Source organism: Gaoshiqia sp. US2 (assembly GCF_059705485.1).
This window is the reverse complement of sequence record NZ_AP048550.1, coordinates 968,140-985,942: the sequence shown is the minus strand read 5'-3', so window position 1 is coordinate 985,942 and position 17,803 is coordinate 968,140. Positions and strand designations below refer to the sequence as shown.

At 43.6% G+C, this 17,803-nt stretch carries 12 protein-coding genes; 1 reads left to right on the top strand and 11 read right to left on the bottom strand.

Going from position 1 to position 17,803, the window contains the following annotated elements; all coding sequences use genetic code 11:
* Nucleotides 1–46: 46 nt before the first annotated feature.
* The 5 genes from AC6H3C_RS03790 to AC6H3C_RS03770 form a co-directional block, all read right to left on the bottom strand.
* Nucleotides 47–3,007, bottom strand: a complete 2,961-nt coding sequence (locus AC6H3C_RS03790) for a hypothetical protein (RefSeq protein ID WP_497519358.1) — start codon at nt 3,005–3,007, stop codon at nt 47–49.
* 85 nt (nt 3,008–3,092) lie between these two features.
* Nucleotides 3,093–3,944, bottom strand: a complete 852-nt coding sequence (locus tag AC6H3C_RS03785) for a CIA30 family protein (RefSeq protein WP_497519357.1) — start codon at nt 3,942–3,944, stop codon at nt 3,093–3,095.
* A 2-nt stretch (nt 3,945–3,946) separates the two neighbouring features.
* Entirely contained in the window at nt 3,947–4,438 is a 492-nt protein-coding gene (locus AC6H3C_RS03780; protein ID WP_497517931.1) for an ISAs1 family transposase, read from the bottom strand.
* Complete coding sequence (locus AC6H3C_RS03775; protein ID WP_497517933.1) at nt 4,335–5,063, bottom strand: ISAs1 family transposase; 729 nt, start codon at nt 5,061–5,063, stop codon at nt 4,335–4,337. The genes AC6H3C_RS03780 and AC6H3C_RS03775 overlap by 104 nt, the downstream gene beginning before the upstream one ends.
* A gap of 66 nt (nt 5,064–5,129) precedes the next feature.
* Nucleotides 5,130–7,259, bottom strand: a complete 2,130-nt coding sequence (locus tag AC6H3C_RS03770) for a hypothetical protein (protein ID WP_497519356.1) — start codon at nt 7,257–7,259, stop codon at nt 5,130–5,132.
* A 750-nt stretch (nt 7,260–8,009) separates the two neighbouring features.
* Here AC6H3C_RS03770 and AC6H3C_RS03765 point away from each other — a divergent pair.
* The gene (locus AC6H3C_RS03765; protein ID WP_497519355.1) at nt 8,010–8,876 is read left to right on the top strand and encodes an AraC family transcriptional regulator; all 867 of its coding nucleotides are present in this window, start codon (nt 8,010–8,012) and stop codon (nt 8,874–8,876) included.
* 45 nt (nt 8,877–8,921) lie between these two features.
* Here AC6H3C_RS03765 and AC6H3C_RS03760 read toward each other — a convergent pair whose 3' ends face one another.
* The 6 genes from AC6H3C_RS03760 to AC6H3C_RS03735 all read right to left on the bottom strand — a co-directional run bounded on the left by AC6H3C_RS03760 (nt 8,922) and on the right by AC6H3C_RS03735 (nt 17,741).
* Complete coding sequence (locus AC6H3C_RS03760; protein ID WP_497519354.1) at nt 8,922–10,052, bottom strand: nucleotidyltransferase family protein; 1,131 nt, start codon at nt 10,050–10,052, stop codon at nt 8,922–8,924.
* Nucleotides 10,045–11,193, bottom strand: a complete 1,149-nt coding sequence (locus AC6H3C_RS03755) for a hypothetical protein (RefSeq protein ID WP_497519353.1) — start codon at nt 11,191–11,193, stop codon at nt 10,045–10,047. Before AC6H3C_RS03755 ends, AC6H3C_RS03760 begins: the two co-directional genes overlap by 8 nt.
* A 566-nt stretch (nt 11,194–11,759) precedes the next feature.
* A complete protein-coding gene (locus tag AC6H3C_RS03750) occupies nt 11,760–13,334 on the bottom strand; it encodes an IS1634 family transposase (RefSeq protein WP_497516599.1) in 1,575 nt (524 codons plus the stop codon).
* A 575-nt stretch (nt 13,335–13,909) separates the two neighbouring features.
* On the bottom strand, nt 13,910–14,437 hold the full coding sequence (locus AC6H3C_RS03745) for a hypothetical protein (RefSeq protein WP_497519352.1): 528 nt from the start codon (nt 14,435–14,437) through the stop codon (nt 13,910–13,912).
* Between the two features lie 967 nt (nt 14,438–15,404).
* Nucleotides 15,405–16,925: a type I restriction-modification system subunit M gene (locus AC6H3C_RS03740; protein WP_497519351.1), complete on the bottom strand. Its 1,521-nt coding sequence runs from the start codon at nt 16,923–16,925 to the stop codon at nt 15,405–15,407.
* Nucleotides 16,926–17,741: a virulence RhuM family protein gene (locus AC6H3C_RS03735; protein WP_497519350.1), complete on the bottom strand. Its 816-nt coding sequence runs from the start codon at nt 17,739–17,741 to the stop codon at nt 16,926–16,928.
* Between the last annotated feature and the right edge of the window lie 62 nt (nt 17,742–17,803).

Here is a 17,803-nt window from a genome sequence, read left to right as displayed (position 1 = left end):
TAAAATTATGATTAAATGGTTAATTTTTGTTCTTTTTTTAAAATATTTACCGGGCAAGCGGTTTCCCTTCGCCAATAACCGTTACCTGCACACGCGGATTTATTCCTTCGGGCGGGTCGCAGGCAAATGAAACTTCGTTATTCCCCGGACGGAGTAGCGGGACCGACTCCTCAACCGCGACATTCCTGATAAACTCGCCCTTGGGCCCGTACAATTTGCAGTCGGCAGGTGATTTGAACTCCAGGTACATCCCCGATTCGAGGCTGACCGGGAAGCTTATTTTCTCCCCGCCTATCGTGACGGTTGGGTTGGTGATTGCAGTGGCCACCAGCGGAAGCGCTTTGACAGGACCCAGTTGCACTGTCGCCGTTTTTCCGGCAGGCAGGTTGTTGTACCACAACTGCAATTTATCGACCTGATCGAAAGCAACCTGGTGGCGGTATGAATCATACACATAAAAACTGGAACTGGAATAAGGGGCCGGCCAGATGTAGTTACTGAACTCCGAAGACTCAATTTCAACCAGTTCAACGTATTTCCAGCCGGTAAAATCGATCATGATAAAATGATCGCCCCGCGCCCCGTGTGAAATATGGTGTGGACTCTCAATGCGGAGGTTGACCAACTGCCCGTTCCCGTCGCCCTTGACCCACACACCCAAGGCCTGGTTTTCTGCCAGGTTTAAAATCGGATCGAATTTCTGTTCCATTTTTACCCAGGAGGCTTCCCGTGGAGATTCCCCGGAACTGGTAGCTGTAAAGATGGCGCTCCCTTCACCCGCGGGTGTTTCTTCCCCTGGTATCATTAACTCGCTGGTTACTCCTGCTGCCATTTCCTCCGGCTTAAATTTCACCTCTCCCGAAAAATCGGATAATACAATATTGGCGGTATCACCATAAGCCTTCACAGACATAAGTGCTTCGATTCTCAATTTGATCGGTTGCGCTTCAAATTCATGGACAATGTTCCAATTGGCAGTCGGGTGGTCAAGCCCGGCAATTTTATGTCTTTGGTAACTGACCGGCTTGAAATTCCACCCGTTCTCCGGGGTTTTGAACAAGGTGAACTCCTTGCCAGGTTCCCGCAACAGTTTGCGGACCGAATCACTGAAATAGTTTTGATGCCGGAGTTCTTCGTATTGTTTGATGATGCCATTCAACCGGGCAAACGCGGGGTATTCATCCAACGTTTTTTTGTCAAATCCTCCCAGCATGGCAAGTCCGGCATTGTTGCCAATCATTTTGCAGGTCAAGTATTCGATATCGTCAGAGAACGTAGCTTCAACCTGTGGCGGATTCCAGGTCTGATGGCCCCACCATCCCAATTGTAATGGCAACATTAGTCCTCCGTTTTCGGCCGACGCCAACTTGTTGATCAAGGGGGTATGCCCGCGCCATAAACCATGTTCGTATTCATCCGACTTGATGGAGGCGCAATGAATATCGACGAACCGTTTGTATCCGCGCACGGGCCGGTCCCAAGCCTGCCACCTTGAACGAAAATGCCACCAGTGATGGATCATGGAACTCATCTCCATCCCTACCGGACGTTTCAGATGCCGTGCAGTTTCAAACACAAATTTACCCCCGTAATACCAGAAGTTTTCCTGTCCAGCAAGGATGTCGCTGCCATCGATGGCATCAAAATAAATCCCGTCGAAACCAGCCTGGTCAACAATTTCAGCCGTTCTTTCCGCTATTTCGCTGAATAAGGGTGTTTCAACACCTGGGACGAAACGGTTAAACATTTCGCGAAGATGGAAGGCTTGTTCGTTTGCCTGATGTGAAGAGGCTTTTGTCCCGAGCGCCCCACGCTTGCATCCGGTAAATTTATATGGCGGTTTTTTTGTTACCCCGCTAAATTCAATCAACTCGCTACCGATACGCAAGGTCACACTGTTCCGTTCAAAAAAACCGGTGATCAATGAAATGCCGTCGGTCGGCTCTTTCACCACGATCTCTTTGTCATCTTCGCCGATCGGATTTTCAAGCGTAAATGTCCTGAAATAACCCAGGTCTTTCCGTGGAACAGGGGTTACATACCTGGAGTTTTTATCGATAAAAAAGGCATAGGTGTGAAAGATAGACGAAATGCCGGCATCATGTAGTTTTTTGTTGATGCGTTTAAACGTGTCCCAGCCGTCGGGCCATTTTTTACGGTTGAGCTCAAAATCGCCAAAACGAAAAAAATCAGTTCTTCCGTGGTTGTCTATTTGGGTAAACCCCAAGTTCCTGCACATCGTTATCCATTCATCAACCGTTTCTTCGGTGAGCGTACCAAAATTCATCAGGTACGAACCGTAGCCTTCTTTTGATAGCTGTGCCCAAGCTCCACCTGCATCGGAAAAAGGAATCTCTTTGGCATCTTTCATCACCTCACGGATTGCAGGCAGCATATTTTTGGTGGGAACACCGAGCAGCGTAATTTCCGCCCCTTCTATGCCGAAACGGGTATACGCAGTAGCCCAAAGATGAGTTTGCAATGCCGGAAGTTGACGGACATGGGTGAACAAATTCATTGACAATACACAGGCCGCAAACGATTCATCGGGCATACCCTCCAGCATAAGCGGCACATTAATGAAGGTCAGGGATTCAGCGTCGCCGGATACGCTGACCACCTTAAGTACGACACAATCGTTTGTTTGGTTGACAAGAACAACGGACCTTACCCCTGCTTCTGCAAATTCGAGTTTCATAGTGTCACCGCTCAACGAAACAGCGCTGACCGGGTACTGCTTTCCATCTTTGGCAACATATGCGCACAGGGAACCCGAATCAGTGCTCAAATAGTCGGTACCGGTTATTTTATCGATAAAATGCAGGTTCTTCCCGTTTCGGGCAATCTCGTACTTAAAATCATCCGTTTCAATTACAACGCCTGTACCCCTGAACAGGAACAGGACCAGGCCGTCTGCCGAAAATAACCGGATAAAAAGAAGTAGGGTCAAACCCGCTAAAAGCAAGACGGGTATGATAAACCGGCGGTTAATGTATTTTTTCTTCATTTCCTGCATGTTTTATTCTTTATGTTTTTGTTGCTTTTTGTTGTTGTCTGCACATGAAAGCATCGACCTGATCCAAAAATACGTGTTAGTTTTCAAGTGGTTTCCCCTCACTGATCACGGTCACTTGTACCCGCGGATTTACGTCGCCTGGCAAACCGCATGAAAAAGATAATTCATTCCCGCCGGTTTTAAGTTCGGGAATATTTCCTAAAACGGAAACATCCCGAATAAACCCTCCTTTGGAGTCAAATAATTTACAATCTGATGCTGACTGGAATTCCAGGAACATCCCTGACTCCATGCTGACTTGAAAGACGATCGTTTCACCCCCAATCGTGACGGTTGGATCGTTAATCGTATTTGACACCAGCGAAAGCGCCTTAACCGGCCCGATAACGGTTTGCACCGTTTTGCCGGCAGGCAGGTTGTTATACCAAAACTGAAAATGGTCTACTTTCTCAAAATCCACCGTATGGCGATACGTATCGTATAAGCTGGCAAAAGATGGCGCCCACTCATAGTTGCTGATCTCGGCAGACTCTATTTCAACCAGTTCAAAATACTTCCACCCGGTGAAATCGACCTTAATGAAATGATCGGCCCGCGCACCGTGGGCGATATGGCGCGGGTTGGCCACCCTCAGGTTCAACAACTGGCCGTTGCCATCTCCTTTGATCCATACGCCTATTGCCTGGGTTTCTTTCAGGTCAAGGAAAGGTTCAAACCGTTTTTCTGTTTTGGCCCATGAGGCATTCTGCGGTACCCTCCCCAAACTACTGGCTGTAAATATCCCTGCAACCTCACCTGCCGGTGTTTTTTCTTCCGAAACAACCAGGTCACCAGTTATCCCGTTGGTGGTTTCCGGTCTGTCAAAGCCCGGTAACCGGTCAAAGCTAATCACATTGATATTGGCCGTGTCGGTATCAGGGCTGTTCAATTCTATATAAATTGTTGATAACTGTATAACTTATAGTAGTCCAAGCTATTCACGTATAGTTCACCTTTTATATTTTCGACTTTGTTATTTCTGAGAATATTTAAAGCAAAACTTCTTAATGTAGCCATGTTTTCAGGATTCACCCTTATTCTTGACTCATCTTCCCTTAAAGTTACATCCCGTACATGGTGGTCTTTGTTTTCGATATACCAGTGTTTTCTGATCAGGCCATTGGACTGTGTTGCATTCACTTTGTAGTTGGCGATGTATACAGCAACTTCATTTCTATCTTTGTATATCTTTTCTTTGGTGTTAAAAACAGATGTTTGCCTTTCAATACAAATGACAGACTCAACATATCCGCTCCATTGTTTGTCACAGATAAACTGCTTATGGTCGTGGTATACCGAAGTTGACCTTTCTTCTATCCTGTTCCTCCCTTTTTCTGAAGTTTGGGAGCAACTTTCTGGTTCTGAAAAACGGATAATATCCATGCAAGCTTGTAAAAGTTCTTTTTGGTTTTCTTTGACCTGTATTATGAGTTTTTTTTTCTTCCATATTTTCATTGTCGGCTATTTCAAACGTTTTCTTTTGGCAGTGCAATGCATCCAGGGTATATACGACCCCCTCCAATTCCAATTGTGGGATCAAGGCTTGTGCCACCGGTATCTCGTTTGTTTTTACATCTATTGTCTCATGTGCAAGGATGAGTTCCGATCGGGTGTCGAAAAAGCTCAAAACCTGTACTGCTTTTTTGTCTTGAAAATGGTCATAGCTCCCCCGCAATACTTTCCCGTCAACTGCCACTCCAACAGGATTGCCCCTGTCTGTCCCTAACAAAGATTGGGCATATGCCCTGAAGCATGATTCAAGCTCTTGCTTGTCAATCCCTTGTATTATATTTCTAACAGTAGTGTAGCCCGGGGCTTTTTTCCACTTAAGCCCGAAATCTTTTTGCAGGTTTTTGAAGTGCTTCTTTATAAAACGGGCAATGTCACGGTATGACTTGGCATTGCTCAAAATTGCCATTATTGAGAACAATACAATGAACCGCAATTCGTACCTTTGCCCCTGGGATCGTCGATGATCCTTTAATTCATCAAGGAATGTTATTATCATAGCTCTGTTTTTTAGTGAATTACAAAGTTATGAACATTCCTTGTTTTTAGATGGCCGGGGGAGGAATTAGAATTGAACAGCCCTGGTGTCGGTATACGAATTGACCGACATCAGCGGTTCTATCCTTAATTTTACCGGCTGCGGTCCAAATGCGTTCACCACCTGCCATTGCGATGAGGAGTGATCAGCCCCGTCAACTTTGTGCTTTTGGAAACTAACCGGTTTAAAATTCCATTTACCACCGGGGTCCTGAAAGAGGGTGAATTCCTTCCCGGGTTGGCGGAGCAACATCCGCACTGAATCGTTAAAATAATTTTGGTGGCGCAATGTTTCGTATTGCCTGATGATTGCATTCAATCGCTTGTAGCGGGGGTATTCATTTTCTGCTTTTTCATCAAAGCCGCGCAACATGGAAAGTCCCGCATTGTGCCCGATCATTTTACAGGCAATGTATTCAACATCATCCGGGAACGTTGGTTCCACCTGTGGAGGATTCCACGATTCGTGCCCCCACCACCCCAATTGCAGGGGCAGCATCAGACTCCCGTTTTCTGCGTAAGCCGTTTTTCTGATCAACGTGGTGTCGATATTTCTAATAGATGACTGGCCTTTACTTAATTTTATAGCTGCCGAATGGATGTCGACAAACCGTTTGTATCCGCGCACGGGACGGTCCCAAGCCTGCCATCGTGACCGATAATTCCAAAAATGATGGTGCATCGAGCTCATTTCCATCCCAACAGGACGTTTTAAATTTTTGGCAACTTCAAATACGAATTTCGTTGCGTAGTACCATGAACTTTCTCTTCCCGCCAGGATGTCGCTCCCATCGATCGCATCGAAATAAATCCCGTCAAAACCGGCCTGATCAACAATTTCGGCTGTTCGCCTGGCTATCTCCCTGAATAACGGTGTTTCCGGGCCGGGAACAAACCTGTTGAACTTTTCTTTAAGCTGATATGCCTTTTCACCTGCAGGGTGCGACAAGGCTTTTGTGCCCAATGCACCGCGTTTACAACCAGTGAGCATATATGGCGCTGTTTTAGTAACCCCGCTGAATGTGATCAGTTCTTTGCCAAGCCGTATTGTCGTACTGTTGTTCAAAAACATCCCCGTTATCGTCGAGATATCAGCAGTTGACTCTTTCACAATTAACTCCGTGTCCTTTTCACCCGCCGGCTTGTCCAGCGTAAAGACCTTGAAATAATCTAGGTCCTCACTGGGAACAGGGGTTACATAACTGGCCTTTTTATCGATATAAAAAGCATAGGTATGAAAGATGGAAGAAATTCCTGCATCATGAAGCTTGTTGTTGATCCGTTTGAAACTGTCCCACCCGTCAGGCCATTTTTCTCGATTTAGTTCAAAATCCCCGAAACGGAAAAAGTCTGACCTGCCATGATTGTCGATTTGCGAAAACCCGACATTCCTGCACATTTCGACCCAATCCCCCACCGTTTCTTCTGTAAGCTCGCCAAAATTGAACACATAGGACCCGTATCCTTCCTTTGCCTCAAGCGCCCAGGCGCCCCCGACGCCGGAAAAGGGAATATCTTTGGCGTTTTTTGTCACCTCCTTGATTGCCGGCAGCATATCATTTTGAGGAACACCCAACAAGGCAACACTTGCCCCGCTCATGCCAAACCGCTGATAACAGGTAGCCTGAAGATGCGTTTGCAGCGCCGGGAGTTGCAAAACATTGGTGTGCAAATTCATCGAAAGCGCGCACGCAGCAAACGATTCGTAAGGCATCCCTTCAACCGTTAGCGGAATATTCAGGAAAGTCAGGGATTCGGGCGACCCGCTAATTCTCCCAACCTCCAGCGTTACCTGGCTTCCCTCCATTTTGATCCGGATCCCGGCAACCACCCCCGCATCGGTAAACTTTAGTTTCAAAAGATTGGCGTTAAAAGAAACCTCGCTGACCGGATATTCCTTGCCGGCTTTGGTTACATATGCGCAGCGGGAGCCCGGATTAGCATTCAAGTAGTCGGTCCCTGACACCTTATAAATAAAATGCAGGTTGTCCCCGTTGGCTGCTATCTCGTATTTAAAATTGGCATTTTCGATGACAACGTTATTGTTGCTGCTCTTTTTCAGACTATCTGCAGCTACCATACCCGCAAAAGGAATAAGGAGGGCCAGCCAAAGAAAAGCTGGTATGCTGAAACGATTACCTATATTGCTCTTTTTCATGTTTTACACGACATTTAAAAGGTTCGCACAAACTTACCCCGTGACATTGCTCAACTAATCCGAACACATTGAGTATGATGCTGAATGATCATATCTTTCTTCTCCCGGTCCAGGTTTTGAATCCAAAGTATCTTTTCCTTAAAAGAAAGCGCATCATACGGTTGAAACGGACAATCAAGCTTTCTGTGCCGGGCCGGGCACCCATATGCCAATCCGTATATTTCATCCAAGGTATCCATCATTCGAAAAATATTGGTTCCTGCATCGGGAAAGTTTATTTCATAATTCCTCAGCAGCATTGTTGAAAATAGCCCAGTTTTATATGCCAAGTTTACAGCGATTTAATCAGGGAGAGTATAACTATCCTATCAAAAAATAATACATTTTTAATCTCCCCCGAATGTTCAGAGTAACTAGATATTTCACCAAGGCAGGCATCTGTTTTTGAAGTTTGTTTCCTATCACCAGATGATTCTCGTTATGAAATCAGAAGGAGAAAGCAAAATGTAATAAGCACGGTCTTCAGAACGAACACTCATTCATCCGATTGTTTCACAGCATTTTTAGTCGTTTCTCCACGTTAGTTATATCCACTTTTTCCTACCATAATAAACCGGGTGATGAACCAGATTTCATAAATTTGGAAATAACCAATTATTTTTTATTTTTGACTTCAACGATAAATTAAGGTTATTTTTGGGTATTTATGAAGTTGTTATTGATGTTTATTGTTAAAAATACCATTATTTTATGACACCATTATTTCAAAAAATTGAAGCCAACCTGAACCATTCGTTTCATGTTGATCATATGAAATTTCACTATTTCCCAAATCCTCTCCAGTTTCATCCAGAGATTGAAATTTTGCTCATTCTGCAGGGGACAGGAACCCGTATTGTAGGAGATTCCATAAGCCGTTTCCGCCCTGGCGACGTGATTTTGGTCGGTCCGAATGTTCCCCATGTCAGTTATAGCGACTCCCAATACACCTCGGAAAACAGCAAGCTCTTTTCTGAGGTGATCTTTGTCCTCTTTAAGGCTGAGATTTTCGGGGAGCAGTTCTGGAGTTTGCCGGAATCAAAAAGCATCTTAAAATTACTTCAGATTAGCCGCGGGGGTATCATCCTGTACGGAAAAACCCGCGAAGAGGTATCCTCGCTGATGCTGGCTATAAGAAACTCGTCGGGTTTTAACAGGATAACCATTCTGCTTTCGATACTTGGCATCATTGCAACTAAAAAGGAATATCAGTTATTAGCCAACCCAATTACCCAAGGTAGTTTTAACGAGAGTGATTCTGATCGGCTCGACAAAGTTTACGATTATATTTTCTCAAACTATTACCAGGAAATTACACTTGAGAAGGTGTCGTCCTTGGCATGCCTTTCCATTCCGGCTTTTTGCAGTTATTTCAAAAAGCGGACAAACAAAACTTTCATTCAAGCTCTAAACGAAATCAGGATTGCCCAGGCCTGTCGTATGCTTACAGAAGAAAACGAACCCGTTTCGAGCATCTGTTATTCCTGCGGCTACACCAATGTTTCGTATTTCATCAAGCAGTTTAAAAAGATAACGGGTTTTACGCCGCTTAAATACAAGAACAAGTACGAGAATTAACCCGGTCCAACGGTTTTCAAAAGAAGGCGTCAGCTTTAAAATCATTTACCTGCCACCGTCGAAAAATCGCAGGTATGAACGAAAATGTTCACGGTACCAGTGGCGGTTGCCCAACCGGCGAATTAACGACCTACGCATTTTGGCGGAATACAACGATTTTATGACCTGCCGGGTAAAGCCAACAACGATCCGGCTGACTAGGTATATGACCGTGCGATGGGCGTGATAGAATACGGCAGACCTGAGATTCAGGTCGTGTTTCAGGGTAAAATACCGGGATGAAAAATTGCTGTCCCGGCAAAACCTTTCGGGAAACCCGAATGCCCTACCCGCAAAAGCAAAATAAGCTTTCGCCTTTTTTTCGGTCTTAATTTCAAGAAGAGCCTCTTCAATTCGGTATCTTTTCGAAAGTAGATATAAATCGTATAAATCGCGAAAAGAAACGATGCCGTAAATGTGGCCATCGTGCCCCAACTGGCTGTGAATAAAATTGAGTATCGTGTTATGCTTGTCCGAAAGCACATAACCCCCGGGAACTGCCGGCGCTTCTCTTTTCTCCTTGTCAATCGTACCGGGACCGAACCACGACAGGTACGCATCCGACACAGGCAAACGGTGGATTTCGAGGGCGGCGGGCGCATCAGTAACATCTGGCTTTGCGATCCGGGGAAAGTGTTTCATGTCGTTGAAATCTGCACCAAAAAATTCACCTACCATGCCGTACCCGCTTTGTTTTAAAAGATCAGCAGCTAACAGGTAATCCTTCTCCCCCACAAGAAAATCAATATCACCGATCATCCGCTCGCCGGGATCGGAGTACAATTCATCCAACAAATAGCCAGCCCCCTTTAGAAACGTTGGAAACACGTTGTCTCTGTTGAGAATTCCGATGACCTCGCGAAGCTGCTTTAGAATTTGCATATTTCGCACACGGTTTAATTCGAATATCTCTTTTAAATAACCAGCCAATTCCTCCGGTAAATACCCAATGAGTTGTTGTTCCCTGAATTTCAGATAAATTGCAGGTAAAATCAAATGACTACTGCCGAGGGCCACAAACCGTTCCCAATCGATCAAACCATTCTTTGCTTGACGGATGATCTCATCCCTGAACCCGAGATGCTCGTCCATCGTCAGGCATTTGCCAATAAAATAAAATGTCTCCAAATTAGTCATGGTCAAATAAATTGGCGATGGCACCAATGGCCTTTTGGTTATCGGAATACGTGAGTTGGTAGAAGGACATCTGCATAACCCGGTCGAACAACAGTTCAGCGTTCCCCTTTGCCGGAGTTACCCAAGCCTGATCGAGCATCGACTTTATCGCTTTCAGGGGGTCCAATTTCTCCCACGCAAAATCTACCGATTTATCGTAACGGATAAAAACAAACTCCCGGACGGGATGGATCCCACCCTGAAGGCCGGATTTAAAATCAGGCGCCAGAAACCGAACACTTTTTTCAGGAGAGATGTACGTTACCGGCCTTTCTTTTAATGCCGGGAAAAAGGATGCGAGCAAATCCACCGACGTTTCTTTCACCGACATGGCTATCGGGAAAGGATATGCGCTGAAAGATCGCCTGTCAACCGGAACAAAATCATCAGAGATTAATTGGTAGCCATTGGCTTGGAGCAAAGCTGCAAAAGTGGTTTTCCCATGATTGGGTGGCGCAGAGAACAAAATGGTCTTCCTCCCGTTTGTGATAGCCGATGCATGTACGGTCATCAGCCAATCATCATCAGTTGTACCGTGCATCGCGTTTATCAAAAACATAAAGATCAATCCTTTTACCAAATGAGTCTCATCGTTTCCCCAAGTTCCTTTTACATCGCCCTCAACCCGAAAAATAATACGCCCCCGAAATGCAAATAACTCAAAGAATTGCATTTCATCATCTTGCTCGTCCGTAATTTCGAAATGACTGATCAACGGGTGCAGGTAATATTCAAAAAGGCGGGTTTCGAAGGAAAATGAAATCTGTTTTTTGCCCAGCCTGTAACGGCGAACAGAAAAAGGAGTGTAAGCAAAATTCTTTAGCTCGGTTGAAATTCCTTTTCGCTCATCGTGTGCATTATCCGGTTGGTTCATTTCTGCCATTTTCAGCCGGATTTCCCGGACAAAGGCCAAGCTGTCTTCCGGGCTTACGCCGTAACGTCCGGAAAATTCTTTGGCAATCGTACCCGCTGCATACCGTTTATTTGTTTTACTGAAAACGAACCACGCGGGCTCTTCCATTTGAAGGTACAAATTACTGTTTTGAAACCAGAGCAGGTAAGTATGACCAATTTTCTTTTTTATGTGAGGAATTGCTGGCATTTAATTTAGATTTATCCTATGATAAAGTAGAAATTAAAATTTGTATCTCAAATCGAAAGGCCTCCAATCTGTTATAAATTAATTTGCAAATACATAGATTTCACCCACCGGGAAACAAGATAATCCGCCATCAAGTCTTTTACATTTATCCTTGGTGCAAAAGGAGTACTTTATGCGAAACAAGTAAAGAGATACAAACAAGAGTTGAAAATGAAACCAAATACTACTTTCCTTTTTCCCTTCATTTAAGTCCATTTATCAACAAGAATTTCTTCAACCTATACACAATTAATTTTTCACAAAACTAACACAATTCATAAATTTTAATCAAAACCAAAGGAATTTTATCAAGGTAAAAGCATTTAAAAATAATAAATTATACCCCATACACACAAACAGAAGTTTTCCCCTCATAGTTTTAATCTTATAAAAAATTGACCTTTTCTGGTATATAGCGTGATGTACATATTTTGGTGCTGCCGAAAATAAAAAAACAAGTAAAAATCCACGCCCAAAGGATGTGGCTTTGGGATAACCCCTGTTTTCGTCAATGGGACACCTAAATTTCAATTTACAGTTTTGGATTGGATTATAATATCATATAGTTCCTGTTGCTCGCTATCCATTCTTAACATTCGAGCTTTGGTATCTTTCGAGTAGGGTAATTGATAAAGGATTTGGTACATATTGTGCGTTATTTCTTGTGCCCTTTTCAAACTAATGACCGATTTTTTGGCCTTGAGCAATCTTTCCAATTCGAGCATTACCGTATATGCAGTGAAACAGATGCAAATGTGGGCTTCGATCCTGTTATATAGCCGATGGTATATTGGACGTACCCTAAGATCGGTTTTGTTCATACGAAAAGCACGTTCAATAAACCATAAGTTCCTGTAATTTGCGATCACCTGTTTTGCCTGAAGGGCAGTGTTGGTCAAGTATCCTTTTATGCCATCCCAGGCGGCATCGGCATTGAACTTTTCCAAATCAATAGAGATGGTAACTATCCCTTCCATCTTTAAATACTTGTTGTATCCCTTGTTGTTGATGTTTGATTTGGTCAGTTTTCCGCTGTTCAGGCGCTTGGTCAGCCTGTCCAATCCACGTTTGCGGTTATGGGCATCTTTGGACATCCGCTTGTTTGTCCGGGACAAAACCAACCGGGTGGCCCCTGTTTTCTTTATCGTCCGCACATCACCGTCTTTTAAATCAAAGGCAAGAATCTTTTGCTTGATCAAGTCGTTTTCGTTTTTGGGGCGTGCCCCAAGGATATATTCATACCCGTTCTCTTCCAATGCCAAGATGTTTTTCTTAGACAAAAGGCCAGAATCGGCAATGACAACGGGTTTTCCAAGGTTATACCGCTCTTCCATGCGTTGCAGTACCGGGATAAAAGTATTTCCCTCGAAAATATTCCCTTCAAACAGTTCATAACCGATGGGGTTCCCGCCCTGGCCAACCAACAAGCCAAGAAAAATCTGGGGGCATTGATGTTTGCCGTCCTTTGAGAAACCGGTTTTCCGAAGATCGTCTTCGTCGCTTGATTCAAAATAGAGCGTGGTCATGTCGTAGAAAACCACATCGATCTTCCCTCCCAGCACACGAAGCGTATGGGAATAGGAGATATCTTCCACCTGCTTTTTTATGTCGGGGATCCCATCTGGTTGGCTTTCCACTGCCTCCCTGCGGAAGCACAGGTTGTCCAGAAACCGGTAAATCTTACTGATGTTATAGACAACGCCTTGATAACGGAAAAGGTAATCGATCGTTTTCAGCTTGCTGCCCGGATTAAACAGCCGGGTTATAACCAGGTGCCGGAACAACTCATTGTGGATACGGCCATAGCCGATCCGGTCATAAAGTGTCCCAAATATGATTTCAGGGCCTATGACTTGTATCTGTGAGTTGGAAATGGTTGATAGGAAGTCCTCCAGCTTGATTTCATCTTCATCCTCAAAAAGAGACCTGTTTGTTCCGGTAAGTTCGCGTACATGTTGGCGAGCTTTCTCTTCTAAACGGACAACTTCCGCCTCGGTCCTCCCTGCACCCAAACTTTTGATTACCCGGTAACGCCCATGGCTCTTGTCAACAACCTGGACACTGACCGATCCCGTTTTATTTGCTTTGCGACGAACAAACATGCAACAAAAATAGCCATGAGACACCCAAAATCAAAATAAAACAAGCCTATTTTATTCTGCTTCAATTAGATATAAATTATCGGAAAAAAAGTGACGAAAACAGGAAACGTGATATGAGGCATAGTTATTCGGGTAAGCAAGCACATCATTGTAACGCCCCAAGAATACCAAAAGGGTCACTATGTAGATCACGCAGGCATTGGAGGAAGGGAAAAGCTTTTACCAGGGGAGATCTCACCGTCCACGTGTTGGCTGTGGTGAGAAGTCATCCGGCAGCTGCCGGACATAGTAGCTATCGGTAACGAGCCACGAATAGAAACCGTGGAGGTCTCACCAGATAGTGAAGGACTGAACGTTGGGTTGTCTCGAATTCGATAAGGAGGTCCAAACTTCGAGTTTGCCAGCCTTATCCTAAACAAAGACAGAGGTACTATTGGTGTAAAGAGCGATAGTGTTGATACCTGATGAACCGCCGTGTACGAGACCCGTACGCACGGTGGTGTGAGAGGCGCACTCCGTCAGCTAATTACTGGCGGAGCCGTCTACTCGATTATGGCGCGTTTATTTTTCATTCCTTAGTTTTGAGCTTCCATCTCTCCATACTTTTCAAGTTTTTTAATAGTCGAAACTAAATTATCAGTCTCTCGATTGAAAAACATCTTAAAGCATTTTTTTACTAATTCTGTGTCCTGAGTCAGATAAATTTCGACCCACCTTTTTTCTTTAGATTTCCCTAATCCAAAGAATCCCTTAATAGTTTTTGGATAAACATATCCAATTAAGTATCCATGTTCATTTTTATCACCGCTCATTGAAACCCAAAAGTCAATTCCAGACTTTTGGTCCTTAACTGAAAGAGTCGGAGAACATCCTTTTTGTATTTTTTGATAGTTCTCCAATTGCTCAATCCATGGAAACTTATCAAATTCATTTATGAAATTTTCAAAATTTGTTACGCCTTTTTCATCATATTTAGTGAAGTCATAACCGGCTAATTGAGCATTCCAAGTAAATTTATCTGTCATGTTAATTGCTTTTTTATCTGTCGTTGAGCAAGATGTCATCAAAAACAAGGTCAAAAATATAGTCAATATGTTTCTCATTGTCGTTTTTTTAAATGCGCCATAACGCTACAAGTATGCCTAGTGGCGGACTGCGGACGTGAATCCGTTCGAACCGCTAAATGGTTGAAGCGGGCAATTGACCGCCCAAAATGTGTTAAACACCGCCATTAGATATACTTGATGTGTGCGCCCTGCATAAGCAGCGCGCACACTTGTTGTAAGCTGTTGAAAAAGTTTAAAAATACAAATAAACTTTACATAGTAGCAAATAACAAGTGTGTATTTTTCCAAAGGGTGTAAGTCCCTATACGCTGGGGTAACGCCCGGAAGTATTAGCAAGTGACAAGCTGGTTGCTGGCGACGGCAGCAGTGAAGGAAGTCAAACGGCAAAATCCGGTACTGACGAACAGAAACGTGATATGAGGCATAGTTATTCGGGTAAGCAAGCACATCATTGTAACGCCCCAAGAATACCAAAAGGGTCACTATGTAGATCACGCAGGCATTGGAGGAAGGGAAAAGCTTTTACCAGGGGAGATCTCACCGTCCACGTGTTGGCTGTGGTGAGAAGTCATCCGGCAGCTGCCGGACATAGTAGCTATCGGTAACGAGCCACGAATAGAAACCGTGGAGGTCTCACCAGATAGTGAAGGACTGAACGTTGGGTTGTCTCGAATTCGATAAGGAGGTCCAAACTTCGAGTTTGCCAGCCTTATCCTAAACAAAGACAGAGGTACTATTGGTGTAAAGAGCGATAGTGTTGATACCTGATGAACCGCCGTGTACGAGACCCGTACGCACGGTGGTGTGAGAGGCGCACTCCGTCAGCTAATTACTGGCGGAGCCGTCTACTCGATTAGCGTTTCGTTGTTTGTTTTTCCTGTTAATTTATCAATCATTTTTGCTGCAATGTTTCCCTGTGCGTTGGCAAGACATATTCTTTTGCAATTTTTGGTCAAGCGTTGGCTCGTGCGAATTGCAAATGTGTATGGCTTTCGGGCTGGGTTTAGCTTTCATCTCCGTTTATCGTTTCCATTATTTCTTTAAAACTGTTTAGTCCTGCTTCAATATTTTCAATGATTTCGTTTGCCAAAACATCAGGGTCGGGCAAGTTGTCCAAGTCCGTTAAACTTTTATCCTTAATCCAAAATATGTCAAGGTTGGTTTTGTCCCTTTCAATGATTTCCGAATAAGTAAATTTCCGCCATCTGCCTTCGGGATTTGTTTCGCTCCACGTTTCTGCTCGTTTGTTGCGGTTTTCAGGATTGTAGCATTTTACAAATTCCTGCAAATGCTCAAATCTCATTGGGTTTGTCTTTAGAGTATGGCTTATGTTACTGCGGTAATCATAAATCCAAACCTCTTTTGTCCAAGGTTCTTTGGAAGCAGGTTTGTTGTCGAAAAACAAGACATTGGCTTTTACGCCTTGTGCATAAAAAATCCCTGTTGGAAGTCTTAATATCGTATGCAGTTCAGTTGTTTTCAACAATTCTTTACGAACCGTTTCGCCTGCACCACCTTCAAATAAAACATTGTCGGGAAGAACAACGGCTGCCTGTCCTGTGAGTTTTAAAAGCGTTTTTATGTGTTGTAAAAAGTTTAGCTGCTTGTTGGCTGTGGTTGCCACAAAATCCTGACGATTGATAATGTAATCCTGCTTTTCCTGTTTGCCCTCTTCGTTGGTAATGGTCATACTGCTTTTTTTACCAAAAGGCGGATTTGCCAGCACATAATCGTAACGTATGCCATTGTCCGAAACCAAAGCATCAGCCGAAGAGATTAATGTTTCGCCATCTATCTCGCCAATGTTGTGCAAAAACATATTCATCAAACACATTCGGCGTGTATTGGCAACAATTTCGTTTCCGTAAAAGGTTTTGTTTTTCAAAAACGCCTTTTCTTCCTGGTCTAAGTTCTGACTTTTGATAAAATCGTAAGCAGCCAAAAAGAAACCGCCTGTACCACAAGCAGGGTCGATAATGGTTTTCATAGGTTGTGGACGAACACAAGCAACCATTGTTTTAATTAAGGAACGAGGGGTGAAATATTGCCCTGCACCGCTTTTAGTGTCTTCGGCATTTTTCTCTAAAAGACCTTCGTAAATTTTGCCTTTTACATCGGTACCCATTAAGCTCCATTGCTCTTTATCAATCATATCAATGACTTTTAAGAGTTTGGCTGGGTCTTGTATTTTGTTTTGGCTCTTTACAAATATTTGCCCCAAAGTACCTTTTTCGCTACCCAAACTGCGAAGCATTTGGTTGTAAAATGTTTCTAATTCCAACCCACGTTTTTGCGATAAAGTTTGCCAGTCGCAAGTTTCAGCATTCGCTTCTTCTAAGCCTTGGGCGTTTTTGAGTTTTGGGAATTTTAGCCCTTTATTGTAGGGTGGTTTGTTGAGTTCGTCAGCCATTTTAAGGAAAAGCAAATAGGTGATTTGCTCCAAATAATCACCATAACCCACGCCATCGTCACGAAGGACGTTGGCGAAATTCCACACTTTTGATACTATTGCATTTTCAGACATTTACTTTCCTTTTAATAGTTTTCTAACTTCTTTATCGAAATCGCTTTCGAACAATTTATCTTGTATTGGTTTGTATTTTTCATATTCACTCTCGGCAAATTCTTTTGCTATTGCAGCCGTTACTTTGCCCGAATCTTGCAAAATATCCTTTTGGTTAAAATGCAGGAAAGCATTTAATTTTTCAGCCCAATCTTTCATTGTCATCACGATTCCTTGCTCGGCTTGGTCTTCGGCATAATCCAAATACATGGAAACAATTCGGTTGAGTGGCTTTAATTCCTCTTCGGTAAGATAGTTTTTAGCAATTGATACATCTGATTTTCTTATTTTTCCATCGGGCGAGTTTTTCCAACTGGTTAAACCCATTTTTTCTTTTTCGTGGTTAGCACGCGACACAATTATCTCGGCAGCAGTTTGCTTCGTAATTGCCCAATGCAACTTATTTTGAACAGTGGCGAAAAATTCTTTGGTTATTTCCGAATCATAATCGTAATCAATACTGCACTCGGCATAAATATCGGTTATCTGCTGATAAAACCTGCGTTCAGAGCTTCGAATGTCTCTGATTTTTTCGAGCTGCTCTTTAAAATAGTCTTGCCCGAAAACTGGTTGTGGATTTTTCAAACGCTCCACATCCATGGTATAGCCTTTTATAATAAATTCTTTGAGCACGGCAGTTGCCCAAATTCTGAATTGCGTAGCCCTATGTGAGTTTACCCGATAACCTACTGCAATAATGGCGTCGAGATTATAAAATTTGGTTGGTGTAGTTTGCGTTTTATCAGCAATAGCGCCATGTTGAGTGGTATGTTCCAAAATGGAACATACCACTTTTTCGTCCAGTTCGCCGCTTTTGAAAATGTTGTTCAGGTGCTTGG